The organism is Bacillus sp. ISL-78 (assembly GCF_018613455.1).
GTDB lineage: Bacteria > Bacillota > Bacilli > Bacillales > DSM-1321 > Peribacillus > Peribacillus frigoritolerans.
Map to the genome: position 1 here is coordinate 84,472 of NZ_JAGGQC010000020.1, position 18,392 is coordinate 102,863.

The 18,392-nt window shown below is 45.2% G+C and carries 14 protein-coding genes and 3 pseudogenes; 12 read left to right on the forward strand and 5 right to left on the reverse strand.

Annotation, left to right across the window (positions count from 1 at the left end; translation table 11 throughout):
• Positions 1–114: 114 nt before the first annotated feature.
• Positions 115–945 (forward strand): STAS domain-containing protein, encoded by an 831-nt coding sequence (locus tag J7I96_RS18685; protein WP_311315228.1) that lies wholly within the window; start codon positions 115–117, stop codon positions 943–945.
• A gap of 234 nt (positions 946–1,179) precedes the next feature.
• Here J7I96_RS18685 and J7I96_RS18690 read toward each other — a convergent pair.
• A pseudogene (locus J7I96_RS18690) lies at positions 1,180–1,705 on the reverse strand (GNAT family N-acetyltransferase).
• 153 nt (positions 1,706–1,858) lie between these two features.
• Here J7I96_RS18690 and J7I96_RS18695 point away from each other — a divergent pair.
• Both J7I96_RS18695 and J7I96_RS18700 read left to right on the forward strand, forming a co-directional pair.
• Positions 1,859–2,005, forward strand: a complete 147-nt coding sequence (locus J7I96_RS18695) for a hypothetical protein (protein ID WP_100298038.1) — start codon at positions 1,859–1,861, stop codon at positions 2,003–2,005.
• A 120-nt stretch (positions 2,006–2,125) separates the two neighbouring features.
• Positions 2,126–3,091 (forward strand): quinone oxidoreductase family protein, encoded by a 966-nt coding sequence (locus tag J7I96_RS18700; RefSeq protein ID WP_214924210.1) that lies wholly within the window; start codon positions 2,126–2,128, stop codon positions 3,089–3,091.
• Between the two features lie 364 nt (positions 3,092–3,455).
• Here the strand turns inward: J7I96_RS18700 and J7I96_RS18705 are convergent, their stop codons facing one another.
• On the reverse strand, positions 3,456–4,844 hold the full coding sequence (locus J7I96_RS18705; RefSeq protein ID WP_214924208.1) for a hypothetical protein: 1,389 nt from the start codon (positions 4,842–4,844) through the stop codon (positions 3,456–3,458).
• 232 nt (positions 4,845–5,076) lie between these two features.
• Here J7I96_RS18705 and J7I96_RS18710 point away from each other — a divergent pair, with 232 nt between their 5' ends.
• On the forward strand, positions 5,077–6,837 hold the full coding sequence (locus J7I96_RS18710; protein ID WP_214924206.1) for a hypothetical protein: 1,761 nt from the start codon (positions 5,077–5,079) through the stop codon (positions 6,835–6,837).
• Between the two features lie 96 nt (positions 6,838–6,933).
• On the opposite strand, the gene J7I96_RS18715 is transcribed toward J7I96_RS18710, so the two are convergent.
• The gene (locus tag J7I96_RS18715; protein ID WP_082196512.1) at positions 6,934–7,629 is read right to left on the reverse strand and encodes an FHA domain-containing protein; all 696 of its coding nucleotides are present in this window, start codon (positions 7,627–7,629) and stop codon (positions 6,934–6,936) included.
• 183 nt (positions 7,630–7,812) lie between these two features.
• Here J7I96_RS18715 and J7I96_RS18720 point away from each other — a divergent pair, with 183 nt between their 5' ends.
• On the forward strand, positions 7,813–7,965 hold the full coding sequence (locus tag J7I96_RS18720; protein WP_214924203.1) for a hypothetical protein: 153 nt from the start codon (positions 7,813–7,815) through the stop codon (positions 7,963–7,965).
• 657 nt (positions 7,966–8,622) lie between these two features.
• The gene (locus J7I96_RS18725) at positions 8,623–10,080 is read left to right on the forward strand and encodes a protein adenylyltransferase SelO (protein ID WP_214924200.1); all 1,458 of its coding nucleotides are present in this window, start codon (positions 8,623–8,625) and stop codon (positions 10,078–10,080) included.
• A gap of 91 nt (positions 10,081–10,171) precedes the next feature.
• On the opposite strand, the gene J7I96_RS18730 is transcribed toward J7I96_RS18725, so the two are convergent.
• Positions 10,172–10,600: a MarR family winged helix-turn-helix transcriptional regulator gene (locus tag J7I96_RS18730; RefSeq protein WP_214924197.1), complete on the reverse strand. Its 429-nt coding sequence runs from the start codon at positions 10,598–10,600 to the stop codon at positions 10,172–10,174.
• A 120-nt stretch (positions 10,601–10,720) separates the two neighbouring features.
• Here J7I96_RS18730 and J7I96_RS18735 point away from each other — a divergent pair.
• A pseudogene (locus J7I96_RS18735) lies at positions 10,721–11,295 on the forward strand (NAD(P)H-dependent oxidoreductase).
• A gap of 58 nt (positions 11,296–11,353) precedes the next feature.
• Here J7I96_RS18735 and J7I96_RS18740 read toward each other — a convergent pair.
• Positions 11,354–11,656 carry a hypothetical protein gene (locus J7I96_RS18740; RefSeq protein WP_214924195.1) on the reverse strand — a complete coding sequence of 101 codons (303 nt, stop codon included), beginning with the start codon at positions 11,654–11,656 and terminating at the stop codon, positions 11,354–11,356.
• A 67-nt stretch (positions 11,657–11,723) separates the two neighbouring features.
• Here J7I96_RS18740 and J7I96_RS18745 point away from each other — a divergent pair.
• The 5 genes and pseudogenes from J7I96_RS18745 to J7I96_RS18765 form a co-directional block, all read left to right on the forward strand.
• Positions 11,724–12,100, forward strand: a pseudogene (locus J7I96_RS18745) (deaminase); the annotation flags it as partial.
• Between the two features lie 422 nt (positions 12,101–12,522).
• On the forward strand, positions 12,523–13,818 hold the full coding sequence (locus J7I96_RS18750) for a uracil/xanthine transporter (protein ID WP_214924192.1): 1,296 nt from the start codon (positions 12,523–12,525) through the stop codon (positions 13,816–13,818).
• Positions 13,819–14,079: 261 nt separating this feature from the next.
• Entirely contained in the window at positions 14,080–14,343 is a 264-nt protein-coding gene (locus J7I96_RS18755) for a heterocycloanthracin/sonorensin family bacteriocin (RefSeq protein WP_082196509.1), read from the forward strand.
• Between the two features lie 150 nt (positions 14,344–14,493).
• Positions 14,494–16,437 carry a putative thiazole-containing bacteriocin maturation protein gene (locus J7I96_RS18760; protein WP_214924190.1) on the forward strand — a complete coding sequence of 648 codons (1,944 nt, stop codon included), beginning with the start codon at positions 14,494–14,496 and terminating at the stop codon, positions 16,435–16,437.
• The gene (locus J7I96_RS18765; protein WP_214924188.1) at positions 16,434–18,377 is read left to right on the forward strand and encodes a TOMM precursor leader peptide-binding protein; all 1,944 of its coding nucleotides are present in this window, start codon (positions 16,434–16,436) and stop codon (positions 18,375–18,377) included. The genes J7I96_RS18760 and J7I96_RS18765 overlap by 4 nt, the downstream gene beginning before the upstream one ends.
• The last annotated feature ends 15 nt before the right edge of the window (positions 18,378–18,392 follow it).

Consider the following 18,392-nt stretch of genomic DNA (forward strand, 5'->3'; position numbering starts at 1 on the left):
TTACTTTCCTACTCTTTAATATATAAGCGATTAGCAGGAAAAAACTCCACCAATATAGAAAGTAAAATAGTAACAAAAATCACAGTAGGATGTTCAAAAAGGGAGTGGAGAAGAGTGGGTTTTGTTTATGATGAAGATAAAATAATGGAATTCCTTTTGCAGAATAAAAGTGAGTTTGAAGAATATCTTTTATCAGCAGCGGTCAATGTCAGGGATAAAATCGAAGAAATCCTTCTGATTGGAAATGTCGATCTTTTGAATAATGCACATAAGCTCGTCCGTTATATAGTGGAGCAGAATGAAACGGATTTGACTGCCTTTGCCGAACAAGAGGGAGTTACGTGGGCAACCCACTCCTTGACACTTTCATTCAAGCTGGAATGGATTCAGGCCCTCCGCAGAACGCTTTGGACCTTTCTTTATAAGTTCGAACAAGAAAAGAAAGCGTTCATTGAGGATTCCAAGGTCTTTTTTGATTTAGAGAAAATAGTGAATGAAAAGGTTGATCTATTTCTTAAATCCTTTTTCGTCAGTTACTCCGATTACAAAGACAAATTGATTCTCGCTCAGCAAAACTTGGTGGAAAACCTATCCGTCCCGATCATTCCCATCACTTCCACCACCTGTGTCCTTCCGTTAATTGGGACAATCGATTACTCACGGATACAGATAATCGAAGAAAAGGTATTGATGGAGATAGGTAAATTGCGGATACAAACCTTGATCTTGGATTTGTCCGGTATCATCGAAATCGAAGTTGAAATGATCACTGATTTGATGAAAATTCTCGATGGGACGGCAATGATGGGGTGTAAAGCTGTGGTGACTGGATTACGCCCAGAGGTTGTTACGAAAATGATCCGTTCAGGGATTCAGCTCGATAATAAAGCGGAAACAAAGGGTACGCTGCAGCAGGCATTGAAGGACTATCTTGTAGTCACCTAAATCGTGAAGTGGGAGTCGCCATGTTTTGGTGACTTTTTCTTGTGGGTAATTTGGAATATAAAGGAAGAATATTTTTGGTTTTATCCTACCGAAATAAGTAAATTGAATGGGGAAAGGATGCTCCTGATAAGAACCGAATCTTGGTTCCGGAAATTCGCACCCTTTTGCCTACTGACCATTATAGGCAGGAGTGTCGCGAATTTCTTCAGGTTCAACCTTCCAAAGAAGTTGGTTTCACTTCAGTAAGGAATAGACATATGTATCATGAGTAATCCCGTTTTGGTAAATATAACTCCTTAATATTCCTTCCTTGATGAAACCCCTGCTTAAGCAAGAGCTCACTTGATGGCTGATTTTCCAGAAAAACGACCGCTCCGATGCGGGTTAAATCAAGGTCGTTGAAACCGTAGGCGATAGCTTCCTTAAGAGCTTCTGATGCAAATCCTTCGCGCCAATGCGCTGGATGGATTTCATAACCGATTTCTGCCCGTCTGTATTTGGGACTGTGGGCATGAAAACCGATGGTGCCAATCAATTCCTGTGTATCTTTTCTTTCAATTCCCCATCGAACGGCTCGTTTTTCATGATAGTTTTTTGCAAAGGCTGCTACAATATCCTTGGCCTGTTCGACATTTTCCAATGAATCCTGGCCATAATAGCGGGTGACTTCATCTTTTGATAAGCATTGGAAAAGAGCTTCCGCATCACTTTCACGAATTTCCCGTAAGCGTAACCTTTCTGTGTTCAATACAGGGAACATTTTTTCCTCCTCGTAAATCAGTTTTCTATCTATTCGGTCTCGATAAAGGTTTTTCCTTTATTATGAAGTGCTTATTTTGCCGGTATTATCGGTGTTAATCGGACAAGCTAACATTAGTTCAATAAAAAACATTGGATGAAGGGGAGATAGATCATGGGAAAAAAACATCGCAACCGCATCGCTTCACCAAAAAAGAATAACCATATACCGAAAGCGGATATCATAGCAGAACATGAAGCACACGGTAAGGAGTATTCTGCAAATAAACGAAAGAACGGTCCTGGTTCCAATACAGATTGAGTAAACGTAGTGACCGCTCCTGCCTTTAATGGGCAGGGCGGTCATTTGTTTGTTTTCTTGCCATTGAAGGGGCCATCCTATATCTTAAAGAATGAAGAAACATTGAAGGGAGTTAGGATGATGAAAGCACTTGTCTTTGATGATTTCGGCGGGCCGGAAGTTCTGTCCGTAATGGAAATTGCAGAGCCTGAACGTTTAAAATCAGCCGTGATCGTTCGAATGAAAGCAATTGGGTTGAATTTTGCTGATGTATATAGAAGGAAAGGGAATTATCATTTGGTGGGTGATCCCCCCTTCATTCTAGGGTATGAAGGGGCTGGGGTCATCGAATATGCCGGGGAAGATGTCCATCATGTGAAAGCAGGAGATCGTGTCGGGTTCGCTGATGTTCCCCATGCCAATAGCGAGCTGGTTTCAGTTCCATCTGATAAGCTGTTACCGCTGCCTGAGGGCATTTCCTTTGAAACGGCCGCTTCCGTTTTACTTCAAGGATTGACTGCCCAATATTTAACGCATGACAGCCATCGAGTTAAAGAAGGGGAAATCATTCTGGTCCATGCCGCTGCAGGCGGAGTCGGGCAATTACTGACACAGATGATCAGGATGAAGGGCGGGCTGGTCATTGGCCTGACCTCATCAAATGATAAAGCGGCTGTTGCCAAACAAATGGGTGCGGATCATGTTTTCCTTTATGGGTCGGACTGGGTGGAGTCCATTAAGGATGTTACCGGCGGTAAGGGCGTTGATGTCGTTTATGAATCAGTGGGCCAAACCTTGATGGATAGTTTCCGTGCGACCAAGACGGGAGGGACTGTCGTATTCTTTGGGATGGCAGGCGGTGATCCAGAGAAAATCGATCCCAGGATGTTAATGGATACATCCAAGGCATTAATAGGCGGAGATCTTTGGAATGTCCTGACTACCCATGAAGAACGGACAAGAAGGACAGAAGAGCTGTTCCAATGGATTCTGTCAGGGGAAATCCACATCAAAGAACCGACTCTTTTTTCGTTAAAAAATGGGGCGGATGCACATCGACTTCTTGAAAGCAGGAAAAGTTCGGGGAAACTATTATTAATACCGTAACAAATCATGAGGGCTTTCCATTCTAAATGGGGGCCTGTTTGTCTGCCGAGATTCAACCCCTTATTCATACTGATGATTAAAACCTTTTTCAGTTCCTTTATTTAGACCGATTCTTAGACCCTTGGAATAACTCCATTTAAATGCCCCTGCCCTTACAGGTGTTATGGCCTGCCGTCAAAACAACTTGCTGCCCAAGTTCCCTTATCCACAAGGGCCATATGCAACACACGAATTCAGAGGAGAAATCCACAGTGCGCCAATCACCAAACCACAATCTTCATTCTGCAATTCACAGTCGGCATTTGTTACAAAAAAAAGAGAACGGAGCCGTTCTCTTGGAAAACATATTAAAAGCGTGTGATTTTTAGGAGGAAATGGAGAGAACATCGAGACGCTCCTTTTGGATTGCGAAATAGGATTGGAGGGTTTCCTTTTTCTTTGTGAGAGGGAAGTTCCGGACGTCCGGGGCCACTGCATGATTGCCGAATTGGAGAAGCAAGGTCAACAGCCTGTCCAACTGGCCATATGTATCGTTTCTTATGCGGGCCATATATTCGGCCGTGACCTGTTTATCATCGGTACTTTTCCTTTTTCCTTCCGCCCGGAATTCATCGGTCACTGTCTTTACACGGGAAATGAGCCATGTTTCGCACCAGTCGTTCAGCACATGGCGGATGAAGTCCGCTTGATGGTATTTACGGAGAATGGGCTCGATATGTTCACCCATTTCCAAATCATTCACTTCCCGGCGGAGGGCTTTCTCGGAGATGTTTCTATGAAAATGGTCGCGTTCAAGCAGGCTTTTGATGGATTCTGCCTGGTGGGCATACTTGACCATCTGTTCCAATGCTTCATTGTACATGATTTTGCTTAAATAAGCAGAGGCTTGTTTTGGGGCAAGAAGCAACTGCTTATTGGCGGGAAGCGCCTGGCCAAATTTCTTAAGGGAATGAGAATAGATGAAACGGGCTAACTTCTGCAGTTCCTTTTGGATATCATGGGAGATGTTCGTCGCTTCTTGCAGAAATGAACGGAAAATATATTTGCCGACCCTTTCCAATTCCCTGCATACAGAATCATTGATATGCCCAAGGTAGCCAGAGTTAAAAATCGTTCTCCGCAACAATGTCCGTTCCGCCCTATTTTCCTTATACTCATCCAAGACGCCTTCGTTAAAGTTGAATACCAGAATTTCTTTTTTTGAAAAAGCCCTGCTCGCAAAAGAAATCTTTACGATATGGCCTAAAGCGTCATGGATGGCAGCGACTGCATCCAATAAGCGCTGCCTTGTGAATGGCGAGCGGGAATCAGGAACGATTTCATGATAATCGAACAGTACTTCTTCAGACTTCAAAACGGACATTCGGAAGGCACCCATAAGCAACAGCCGTTTTCCATGAATCGTTAGGGCCTTGAAAGCAGCGCTATAAAAGAAACGGTACTTTTTGCAATAACGGTCCGTCTTCCTGTTATAGCCAAGATTACTTGCAGGACCAAGGTTAAACTTGTACAAAACATCTTCACCCAGATGAACAGGCACAAACACTTTTTTTAGTGATCCTTGTGGTACGGTGAATTTATGGATGATTTGCCTTAAGTACTTTTCTGTCGTTCCGACTCCCCGGGCCATCATATGAAGCGGGCACTGGATGACCCCATCCCAATCACTGTGGAGCAAGGCGTACAAACACGTATCGAATTCAGTGGAAGATACATTTCTTAATAGGTATCGGTATGTTTCTTCATAAATCATAAGGCTTCGCCCCCTTTGGCATCGATTCTTTTCTAGAGTCTATATAAACATTGAATCGGAAAAAGTAGCATCAGTGGAGCAGATAGTTTTGACGTAATTTCGCTAGATTTAAAAAATAGTAAATTAGTTGCACAAAAGTGGTAAAATGGGTAAATAGGAACATACATGACAAGGAGAGATTTTTCAAACCATGATACTTTCACTACTCGGTTTCATCTTAAAAGGAATTTTAATGAAAATACCATTTGCCATATTGGGACTTTCCTTGATTCCGCAGAGATGGACGAACGCCATCACCAAAAAAGATATACCTTTTTTCATAGAACAAGTGCTGAGACTTTTAGTTTCTGCTGCGATATTGTTTTTCGTTATCGATATCATGCTGCTGGATCTTACTGCCGCTGCATTCTTTTCAAGTTTTGCCATTATTTTCGGGCTCATTCTCATCATCGATTCAAGCATGTATATATACAGGGCCAGTGAATCTTCAAGCACCCGACGGAATCGGAGGGGAAATGAAGCAGCAAAGCAGCCAAAAACACCTTGGAACGTACACTTCAACAGTTTGATGGGTGTCGTGTTGATTGCCGCATGGATCATCATGCTGTTTTACCCGCTCACATTTGCCGCAGATCTGCATGGATTGGCGAAGGTCGATAAGAAAAAAGAGCTGGAAGAAGTTCAAGATATAAAAACCATGCCGCTCGTTACAGTGAAAATGGCTGACGCAAAAGGCGATGCGGCGATTAATAAAATAGAAAATGCATCATATTTCACTGAAGGCGAATACCGTCTGACCAATATCAATGATGAATTGGCTTATACATCACCTATTGAAATGGACGGGTTTTTAAAAGCCGGGAAAGCGGAATACACGCCAGGTTATAATCTGATTTCCGCCGTATCGACGGATAAAGGGGCAAGTACTGTCAAAGGGAAGATGCTGTATGCTCCATCTCAGTACCTTGATCATGATTTGGAAAGGACCATCCGCAAGGCATATCCGAATAAAATCATCCATGATTCATATTTGGAACCGAATGAAGATGGAAAGCCCTTCTTCGTAGCTTCAGTCGGACATTATTTGAAATACCGCAGCGGTCCCGTGGTGGACGGGGTGGTATTGGTGAATCCGGAAACGGGGGACACGAAATACTATCCAAAAGGAAAAGAACCTAAATGGGTAGATCGGACATTCACATTGGAAACAGCCCTGGAATATTGGACTTACTGGGGAAAATATATTCACGGTTGGAAAAACCAGTCCCTGATTGGGCCCAAGAAAGATGTCCTGATTCCTAATGAGGATAATATGCAGGTTACGTTTAACGAAAAAGGCGAATTGATTTACGTAGTGGACTTTACCCGGGCTAAATCAAAAGGCAACTCCAAAACCCTTGTAGGTTATGGTGTTTTCAATGCGAAAACCGGTGAAATGACGTACTACAAAGGCGTCACGTCCGTTCTGACCGGAAAGGAAGCAAAATCCAACGCCAATGCGAGTGAGTTTTTGTCCAAATATCCAGGCTGGAAAGCCACTAATGGAATTTTCTATACGATTTACGGTGCTCCCACATATGTGATTCCGGTTACAAAGGGCAGCAAGTTCCAAGGTGTGGCGATCGTTTATGCCAATAGCGATAATCCCCAAGTGGTCTTTGGGAAAACGAAAGACGAAGCTTTCCGCAATTATAAAAAACTGATTGCCTCTTTAGGGAAGGTGAGCGGTGTGACGCCTCAAAAAGGATTTGAGATGAAAGAAATAAAGGGGAAGGTAATGAGGATCAATGATGCCAATCTCTCGAATGGATACGTATTCCATTTAATCGTCGAAGGCAATGCCAAGAGGTTCTCGGTGGACCCAGGTGTCAATGCGCTATCTGATGTGGTGTTGACGAATGTAGGAGACCGGGTTGTGCTGAAGGTGATGGATATGGAAGAAGACATCGTTCCAGTCGATGAATTCACTAATCTGGATTTGCCAAAGAAATGATAATGGACCGTGGGCATATACACTTGCCATCTCCAATATAAGCATGAAAAAAAGCATTGTTATCCGCAATGCTTTTTTCATGTTTTCGAATGATTGTCATGATAAGTCCGATAAATTGAATGAATGGATGGATTCCATATAATATCCCTTTTGAATGACGGCTTTTATGGCAAAGTGCCCATTTAACCGTTTCCGTACGCGGTACAGCAGTGATGCGATTTCCTCTGCCGTCACAATTTGCTCGGGATCTCCGACACGCTCTGGCCAGACTTGCTGGACAATTTCTTCCTTTGAAATAAGATTGTCCAAATTTTCATATAGCAGCTTAAAGCAATTGAACTCCTTGGTCGGCATTTTAATGGGTGCTTCTTCATTGATGATCACGGTCTGAAGGTGCTCATTGATAGCGACGGTTTGAAGGAACTCGGGGTTCACCGGCGTGAAATCCATTGTTAAATCGTTGTCGATGGAGATTATGAATTCAATCAAACCATTGACCAAAGTAATCGAATCCCCCGGTTCAATGTGACAGGGATTGCCCGGTACGAGCGGCATCTGGTTCACGGAGGTGCCGTGTTTGCTTGCCAAATCCTCAATGAGGAGCTGCCCTTCCTCCATATAAATCCGGCAATGTTCCCTGGAAACAAAGTCATTGTAAAGCCTGAAATCAGCTTTGGAGTGCTGGCTTGCCCGGCCGATCAGCAGGCTTTTCCCTTCATATACATAGGCGAATTCCTCGGTTTGGCCTTTGTGCATTGTCCTCAATACAACCTTGAAAGTTTTATAGATCATTCACTTCATACCCCTTAAAAAATCTGAAAATTAAAATTATTTTCATGAATTTATCATTTTGGCTACATGGCTGTTTAGTGGGTTCAATTTTATAATTATAAATTATCAGTCGCTTACTTACTAACGAAAAATGAAAAAAGTCCAAATTAGGCACACAGCCATTATAACAAAGAGAAACAAAGGATGAAGAAGAAACTATTTTTGCTGATGTTCGCTTTGACTGTGGGAGAAGTGGTTCCTCAAAGCCGGCAGCAGCACCGGAAGAAGTTTGCGATGAAAATGTACCTTACGCTTGTGGAAAAGGAGTTGACCAAAGGTGAGTATGTGGAGAGATAGGATAAATGCCTTCAGCATCCTGCTGATGATCATCAGTATGATCGTATATATTATTTTTCCCCAGCCCTTTACCCTCATTCTGTACTGTATATTTGGCATTGCCTTTATCAGCCTGACTTTACTGAATTAGACTACCTTCGAATGGGTGGAGGACGGAACCAATAAGAGAAGAAGAAGAAAGCCTGCCGAATCAATGGCAGGCTTTTTTGATGTTTCGATGAAATTATAACTATTGGCATCTTAGGAAACGAAGCAGGAACCTACAGGGTGCCTACTTGAGTTTATAGGCATGGAACAAAATTGATTGGAACGGAAGGCGCGAGACTCACGCGGAATAAGCGCGTCGAGGGAAGACCGCCCGCGGAAAGCGAGTGCTTGAGTGGAATGATTTCATCGGGTTTGTCACATTCTGAAGCAGCAACCCATTAAGGGTACCTGCTTTCTTTCATTCTAAGGACCGCAATCGTTTTATGAAATCTTGGGGCGTCATGGATTTAACACGACTTTAAAAGAGCCATTTTTATGCAAAAAAGGTATAATTAATTGTTGGAAGCAGACATTAAAAAATGGACTGCAACTTAGTTTTATCGCGTGTTTTAACTGAATCTGGAGCGAAATATCTTTTATAAAAAAGTCAAAATAAGAAAAGGAGAAACCATGACTAATGAAACAGGATGGAATTTAGACAATAGCTATGCACGTCTGCCGGAAAAGTTTTTCACGAGCACGAACCCGACCCCTGTACGTTCACCGGAGTTGATCATTCTCAATGAGAGTTTGGCGGATTCCCTTGGTTTGGATGTGAAGTCGCTGCAAAGCGAGGATGGTGTGGCGGTGTTTGCCGGAAATGAGATTCCTGAAGGTGCTTCGCCTCTTGCCCAGGCATATGCTGGTCATCAATTCGGTCATTTTAACATGTTAGGGGACGGCCGGGCGATATTGCTTGGCGAGCAGGTGTTGCCAGTAGGCGGGAGGGTCGATATCCAGCTGAAGGGTCCAGGAAGAACGCCATATTCCCGCGGTGGCGATGGACGGGCTGCACTTGGCCCGATGCTGCGCGAATACATCATCAGCGAGGCGATGCACGGGCTCGGCATTCCTACCACCCGAAGTCTGGCAGTGGTGACGACCGGTGAAACGGTGATTCGTGAAACCGGGCTGCCTGGTGCGATCATGACCCGTGTGGCTTCGAGTCATCTTCGTGTCGGAACTTTTCAATTCGCTGCAAAATGGGGCACGATCGAGGAACTCCGGACACTTGCCGATTATGCCATTGAGCGTCATTTTCCATACATTGAAGCCGATGAAAGCCGTTATCTTTCGCTGCTGCAGGAAGTGGTCAAGCGTCAGGCTGAGCTCATTGCCCGATGGCAGCTGGTCGGCTTCATTCATGGAGTGATGAACACCGACAACATGACGATCAGCGGGGAAACCATCGATTATGGCCCTTGCGCCTTCATGGATGCCTATGACCCTGCAACCGTATTCAGTTCAATTGATAGGCAAGGCCGCTATGCCTATGGAAACCAGCCGGTAATTGGGGGGTGGAATCTTGCACGGTTCGCTGAGTCCCTATTGCCGCTGTTGCATGATGACGAGGATCAGGCCGTTACACTGGCCCAAGATAAGATTTCCGTTTTTAATGATCTGTATCACTCCAATTGGTTAGCGGGAATGAGGGCGAAACTGGGGATATTTAACGAAGAGACTCAGGATGAGGCCCTTATTAATGGCATCCTCAGCATGATGAAGAAGCATGGTGCCGACTATACCAATACTTTCCGTGCTCTGACCTTTGATAAAAAGGAGGATACGGTCCTTTTCGGGACACCGGAATTCGCCCAGTGGCAGGAACTTTGGCAGGCGAGGCTAGGGAGGCAGAAAGAATCGAAAGAATCTTCGAATCAGTTGATGCAGAGCAGCAATCCTGCAGTGATCCCGCGGAACCACCGGGTGGAAGAGGCTTTGGAGGCGGCAGTGGAACAAGAGGACTACACCGTGATGGAACGGCTGTTGGATGTTCTTGCAAATCCTTATGCACACTGCGAAAAACAAGCAGAATACGCCGCACTGCCTGAGTCAACAAAACCTTACCGGACATTTTGCGGTACCTGATAATGAAACATGCATGGAGATAATGTAAGAGCTCCCGCGATTGAAGTCGATTCTTCGTCAACTTCAATTGCGGGAGCTCTTTTTGTGTTCATCAGTAAAAAAGTTTTGTTTGAAGAATGTCCAGGGCACGGTCAATCTCCGCTAAATCTTCGTTTGATGCATGTTGCAGCCGGCTTTGGAAACGGGATTCCACGATTGCAAAAGCCTCGTTCATCATGATTTCCCCTTCTTTGGTAAGGCGGATGTATTGTTTCCGTCTATCTTCCGAATCACTTATTTTTTCAATTAAATTCTTTTCGCTTAATTTTTTCAGTTCACGGCTCGTGTTAGGCATGGAGATATGCTGACAGTCACTGATTTCACTTGGTGTGACAGGCTGACTGACGGTTATATATTCAAGAATTTTATATTGTACAGGCGTGATGGAATCAGATTTGGCGTTTTGGGTCAATTCGTGTGTCACTTGATGTACGGAAGTTGTAAATGTGACCATTTTTTCAAAAAGAGCTTTTTTGTCCATAACTTTCACCTCTTACTGAGAAGATATCAAAAATATTATCAAAATACAATTATCATTTGATAACAAAAAAGATGGTGTTATATGATTGTTATCAAATGATAAGTAAATAGGGGGTGCGTCATGAACATGCTGGTCATCTACACATATCCAAATCATAAAAGCCTAAGCCATGCTTTTTTGGAAAAAGTCGTCAAAGGAAGTAAGGAGAACCCGAACATAAAGGGGCTGCAGGTCTTGGATTTATATGAAGAGGGCTTCAATCCGCTCTTGGAATTCAATGAGCATAAAAGAAGGCGTGATATGCATCGTGATCCTCAGCTTGAAAAATATAGAAATCAAATTACTTGGGCTGACAAGATTGTCTTTGTCTATCCGATCTGGTGGGGGAGGCCTCCGGCTATGCTGATGGGATACATCGATCAATTATTTTCTGCGAATTTTGCCTACAGGGATAAAAAGGGCTTGTTCCCGGAAGGCCTTCTGAAAGGAAAGTCGGTCGTATGTGTGTCCACGATGAAGGGACCTGCAAAGTATCCTCTTCTCTGGTTGAATGATGCGCATAAAGAGCACTATTCAATTTTGTCGGGATCAAGAAAGTGAAGTTTTTCGAATTCGGGAATATGGAAAGCCCTAAGGGGAAACAAACCCAAAAGCTAGAAAAGGTTTATCGGTATTTCAGGAAGGTGGCTAGCTAAGTTATTACGAGATTAAAGAAGAACCCCATTCATGCATAATGAATGGGGTTGGCCGTATTCATGGTTTTGTTTTTACGATCCTCCATTTGTTCTTGATGAGGCTAAGGATCGTACAAATCACCAGGATCGTCAATGAAGCCAATCCACTGAACCATATGCTTTGGAATTCACTTACATGAGGCTGGATGATGTATGAAGCCACAATCGCCAGGACCGCACTTATCGGTATGTAATCATCGACTTTTCCTTTACTGAATACGATAACCAGGATTGGTGCCAGCAATGCCGAGTATATATTGCCTGAATAAAATAAGAGCTCCAATAGGTTGGGGGAATAGAAGAGTGTGGCAACGTAAACCAATCCTCCAATACAGATCGAAAGCAGGCAGGCCATCCTTATTTTTTGCTGGTCGCTTTTTTTGGGTTGTAACAGGCAGATGCCCCCTGTTGATCTATTACATGAAAGAGGGGTTGAAGTATCAGTAGGAAATGATAATATCTTTGATGTATGGTCCCCTCTTGGGAATGGTGACATCTTTGAGAGGGCAGGAAGGCTCGCAGAACGTTTCAAATGGATTGATGAAGTCTCGCTTTCCCGGACACTCGGGTATATAACTGGCGGAAAAAGGATGATAAGGGTAACCAGTTATGGCCGAAAGTTGGGGATGCCGCAAGTCTGGTGTTAATTGATGCAAGTTGTTCTGCAGAGGCGGTTGCCAGGCGTTCGGAACGTAAAGCGGTCATTTACAAGGGGAACTTGGTTTCCGGTTCACTATATAAACAAAAGCAGTCCATTGAACGGTAGGACTGAACCAAAAAAGGATTTCTGGATATTTCCGGATTTCCTTTTTCGTTTTTGGCGGCTTCCGTGTATTTTTTATTTACATATGTTATATGCTGTGAAAGTGATTTTTTTGGCTATATGGGTTGCCCTCCCATGTCTTTATATTATAAAATGTCTTGCTTTTGCTTGCCGGCCATGAAACCTTAATCAAGCAAACAAATTAGCGGGGAGCCGCAGTCTTTGTTACTATTAATGGGAACGTTATCATTTCTCATGCATCTGCAAAGGTCATATGACATAATTCATATGTCCAGCAATGCAGCAGCGGACCATCCGGGACCGCGTTTATTAACATGGTGATGTCCTATCGCCTTTTTCAAGGGAAGGACAAGTGAAATTCACCATGAGTTTGAAAAGTATCATGTTCAAAGGAGATGGAATCTATGAAAAGTTGGAGATCTTCTGTGACTCTATTTTCTTCTTTTCAATGGTTGTTTTTTATTTTTGCAAATACGGTAGTTGTGCCCATATCGATTGGCGCAGCTTTTGATCTTCCTCCCAATGTTACGGAAATGACCATGAGAAGCTCGCTCATTTTCACCGGGATCGCTTGCGTGTTTCAGGGGTGGAAGGGGCATAAGTATCCGCTTATGGAAGGACACTCCGGTCTATTGTGGGGAGTGATGCTGAATTTAGGGTTATCTGCACCATCCATAGGGCTCGGTTATGCTGAAATAGGAGGGGGCATTGCTACTGGCCTCTTTGCCGCGGGTGTCGTGACCCTCATTATTTCTGCCTTCAACCTGATTTCTCATGTCCAGAAGATTTTCACTCCCATGGTCATGACGGTTTATTTATTCCTTCTGACGTTCCAGCTCATTTTTGTCTTTTTTAAGGGGATGCTGGGGATTACGGAGAATGGGGAAATTAACATCCCGGTCAGTTTCCTGTCAGTGGGGATTGTACTTCTAGTCAGTATATTGAAAATAAAAGGACCAAGGACGATAAGCAATTTCTCGATATTGATCGGGATCATAGTGGGATGGATTTTTTACGAGTTGCTATTTCCGGAGGCCGGGGGAGAAATGGGATCGACGGGTGCCGCTTTTTCATTTTTCCCATTAGGTGCTCCAAACCTTCAATTCGGGATAATAGCGATTTCCTTTTTTGCAGGATTGCTGAATTTGTGCAACACGTTCGCATCCATTCAGGCTGCATCGGAATTAATCGGTGATGAAGCAGAACACAAGCAGTATCGAAATTCTTTATTCATGACTGGCGGATTTACCATTTTCGCTCCGTTGCTTGGCCTTGTTCCGTATACACCCTTTACTTCATCGATCGGATTTTTGCAGAGCACTCAAATCTATGAGCGGAAGCCCTTCTTGCTTGGGGGCATGTTATTGACCATAATTGGCCTCATTCCCCCTTTCATCTCTTTCCTGGCCACGATGCCGATAACAGTCGGGAATGCAGTATTGTTCGTTGCGTACCTTCAGCTGTTCGGTACGGCATTCAACAGCGTCAAAGGTCAGCATTTCACTTCAGACACGATATTCAGGCTTGCCGTACCAGTATTGATTGGCGTGAGTTTGATGAATGTCCTGCCTAATGCATTTTCGAACCTGCCCGCGCTATTACAGCCCTTTTTGACGAATGGGCTCATAATGGGAGTATTGATATCAATCGTGCTGGAAAAAACGGTCAACTGGAATCGTTATGAACAACTGCAGAACTAACCTGACTTCGATTGAAAGAGCTATACATAAAGCTAATTTAAGAGGCGATCATGAAAACCGGAAGGGTATTACCCTTCCGGTTTTCTGCTTTTTCATTGGCCTTTTAATGGGAAATGGGCGTTGTAATCAGTAGCAATACCCAATCCCCTTACATATTTTGTTGGAGGGAGTATTTGATGTGCTGTTCTTTCCCTGACCATTTCGTTTCGAGTACCTGTTTTAAGATTTGCCTTATTAATAAATACACGGAGGTTATAAAAAATGTATGAATTTCAAAATCAATTGCAAAATCTGAATGTCGATGATTTCCAGGTGACTCAGCCAGTTCCTTGGGAGCAAAACCAGTACAATCTGGATGATTCGTCCCGGCAATTCATTGGTGTTGGCGGTTGCTTTGGTTGTTTTGGCTGCTTCTTGTGCTTTGGCTGCTTTGGTTGCGGCGGACGTTGCGGACGCTGTGGACGCTGTGGTGGATGCGGACGTTGCGGAGGGTGTGGCGGTCGTTGCGGACGTTGCGGCGGTTAAGGTTTCAGGTCTTCTAAAGAAAAGTCCCTGCATATGCAGGGACTTTTCTTTATGGTATTAGACATAAGAGACAAATTGTCGTACATAGGATTGAAGTGAAGTGCTGTGCTAAAAGCAGTACTTAGAATGCATCGGGTTAGGAGGAGCGGAATGGTTAATTTAACCCCTTCTATGCGTTTGAAAGTGAAAAGGGATACGTTTTTTCTTCCGGAACCAAACAGAGGTGTGTATTTCAGGAATAACATAAGTTCGTTCCGTATGGAGGGCGCCTCGATCGTTCAGTGGATTGAAAAGTTATTACCGATGTTCAACGGGAACCATACATTAAGCGAGTTGACGGATGGATTGCCTGGCCCATACCGGAACCGGGTGATGGAAATTGCCGAGGTTTTGTATGGGAATGGGTTTGTTCGGGATGTAAGTCAGGACAGTCCCCATCAATTAAGGAATCAAGTTCTTGAAAGGTATGCTTCGCAAATCGAGTTCCTGGAAAGCTGCGGCGATTCCGGGGCTTACCGTTTTGAAACTTATCGAAAGAAAAAGGCGTTGGCCATAGGCTCTGGCCCATTGTTCCTTTCATTGGTGTCCTCGATGATCGAATCCGGATTGCCTGCTTTCCATATCTTCATTACGGACACAGTACCGACCAATAGAACAAGATTGAACGAGATCGTGGCACATGCGCGTAAGACAGACGACGAGGTTGCCATAGAGGAGGTCATGCTTGAAAAGGGAACAGGGATTGAATGGCGGGAGATCGTGCGGCCTTTTGACTCGATCTTATATGTGTCACAGGAGGGTGATATAGAGGAATTAAGAAAACTTCATTCGGTTTGCAGGCAAGGGGAAAAGACCCTGTTTCCTGCATTGATCATCAATCAAGTAGGCATGGCTGGTCCGCTCGTCCATCCGGATTCCAAGGGCTGCTGGGAGTCAGCGTGGCATCGTTTACATCAAGGTGAGCTTGAAAAGAATCAGGCATCATCTTCCTTTTCCGCCACAGCCGGAGCGATGTTAGCCAATATAATGGTATTTGAATGGTTTAAAGACGCTACAGGCGTTACGACAGCAGAACAAGCCAATCAATTTTATCTGCTGGATATGGATACATTGGAGGGAAAATGGCATCCGTTCATTCCCCACCCTGGCGTGACGGGTAATGGGACTGCTGCATGGATTGAAGATTTTGAACGGCGGCTTGAACAGAATTCGGACCCGGTTGAACCGGGGAAAGTATTTATGTATTTCAGCCGGTTGACATCCGCGGAATCCGGTATCTTTCATCGTTGGGATGAGGGGGATTTAAAACAGCTGCCGCTGGCTCAATGCCGCGTTCAGGTCGTGGATCCGCTGTCGTCCGGTCCGGCCGGACTCCTGACTGAAATCATCCGTTCAGATCTGACGCATGAGGAAGCGAGGCGGGAAACCGGTCTTGCAGGAGTTGAAGCATATGCATCCCGAACACTCAGCCAGCTCGTTGCGACTCTTCCTTCGCTTCAGGGAGCAGATGAAATAAAGGAATCGATCGGTGTCGGAGCAGGGGAAACATTTGCTGAATGTGTCTGCCGTGGATTGCAAAGCAGTTTGGATACAGAGTTTTTAAATAAGCGGTTCAACCAAGAGAAACTTGTGACGGTGCAATTGGCTCAAGTGGAAGATGAGCGCTGCAGGTATTATCTACAAGCGTTGACCCGGCTGCAGGGAGATCCGATCATCGCCTTGGGTGAGGAAGTGTCCGGTTTCCCGGTAGTTTGGGCAGGAACGAGCGATGGCTGGTCCGGGGCTGTCGGTTTGAATGTAACGATCGCATTACGGAACGCATTGCAAAAGGCCGTCATGAAAGTCCAAAACCAGACCGTTTGCTTAACAGCTCCAGGTTTAGTGGCATCACCTGTTCTTGAAGAAGAAAAGGTGGATCTTGTGATTCCTTCATGCGGGGTGAAAGGGAATTCCGAACTAGTACAGTCCGCCATTCAAGTTTTGAAGAAGAACAGTAAGCGAATCCATGTTTTCGAATTAAATCTAGAACCTTTCTTGAAGGAAGAAATGGCAGGTGTGTTCGGGGTGTTTTTGCGAGAGGAGGAATCAGGGTGAAAACTGACATATTGCTTGTCGGGGAAGGAGTGTTGGCCGACCATGTTCATGGGTACCTGTCCGGCCAATATCAGGTGAATCGCCAAACCGATTTCGAGGCAGGAATCCGGCAAACGACGGCGATGGTCCTTCTGCTGCAAGATGCTTGGAATCCCGCTGTCCATGTAAAGGCGGAAGAGGTGATAGGGAAAGCGGGCATTCCATGGCTGCGGGGGTTCGTATCATTTGGAGAGGGAGTGGTAGGGCCGTTGGTGCGCCCGGGTGTTCCTGGCTGTTCACAGTGTGCGGACCAAAGGCATCTCATGGCCGGGCGTGATCGAAAAGAAATGTGGGGAATCCGCCAGCAGCTACAGGAAAATGGGGGGATGGAGCGTGATCCGGCGGCATCCCGCACTGGCCTTTTACAGATGGCCCACTTGATTTGTGCAGAGGTAAGGAAGGTGATGAAAGGAGAGCGCGCCCGTTCGGAGGGGCATGTATCTTTAATCAGCCTGAAAACGCTGAATGGTTCTTGGCACTCCTTTTTACCAGATCCATTGTGTCCTGTTTGCTCAACATTACCTGATGACTCAAAGGAGCGTGCTAGGATTTCGTTGCAGCCAAGTCCGAAAATCAGTCCCGATAGTTATCGAACCCGTTCAATGGATGAGCTTAATGAAGTGCTGGCCAAGGATTACTTGGACCACCGCACAGGTTTCCTGAATAATAAAATGATAGACCTTGTGCCGCCATTTGCCGATGTAAGTGTTAATTTGCCTTTGTTCATAGGCGATGAGGGGGCGGCAGGCCGGACTCTCTCATATGCGGTCAGTGAGATGACTGCCATATTGGAGGGATTGGAAAGGTATTGCGGAATGGAGCCCCGCGGTAAACGGACAGTCATTCATGACAGCTACAACAACCTGAAAGATTCTGCGCTCGATCCCATCAGGATCGGGGTGCACTCGAAGGAAAATTATTCACAGCCTGATTTCCCGTTTCAACCGTTTAATCCTGACCGCTCGATAGATTGGGTGTGGGGCCACTCATTTTTGCAAGAGCGGCCGATCTTGGTCCCGGAATTGCTTTCCTATTACAGCTTGGGCTGCGGTCATGGATTTGTCTATGAAACTTCCAATGGCTGTGCTTTAGGGGGAAGTTTGGAGGAGGCCATTTTCTACGGCATCATGGAAGTGGTCGAACGTGATTCGTTCCTGCTGACCTGGTATGCGCAGCTGCCACTCACACGCCTTGACCCTTATTCTGCAAATGACAAAGAACTTGAGCTGATGATTGACAGGGCAAGGGCGGCAGCGGGATATGATATCCATTTATTTAATTCGACAATGGAACATGGTATACCGAGCGTATGGGCGCTGGCGAAAAACAGGAAACAGAAAGGATTGAATATCATCTGTGCGGCAGGGGCCCATCTCGACCCGGTCCGGGCTGTGAAAAGCGCGGTATTCGAGTTGGCCGGCATGATGCTGACACTTGACGATAAATTGGAAGAGAACCGGGATGAGGTTGAGAAAATGCTGCAGGATTCCTCACTGGTACGGAAAATGGATGATCATGGCATGCTGTACGGTTTACCGCAAGCCGAAGAGCGACTGCAGTTTCTCCTGGATGATGACCGCCCGATGCGAACTTTCGCTGAAGAATACGGGGAAAAGGTGAACCATCCGGACTTGACGGAAGATTTGCAGGAAATCCTTCAGCAGTTCCGCCGATTGCAACTCGAGGTGATTGTGGTGGATCAGACGACACCGGAAATTGCACGGAATGGATTACATTGCGTGAAAGTCCTGATTCCGGGGATGCTGCCGATGACATTCGGCCATCATCTTACCCGCATAACGGGGCTTGAGAGAATACTGAGGGTTCCGATGGAACTTGGATATGCTGAACGGCCGCTTGATTTCGAACAGCTCAATCCGCATCCGCATCCTTTTCCATAAGCGGTGACGTAGGAG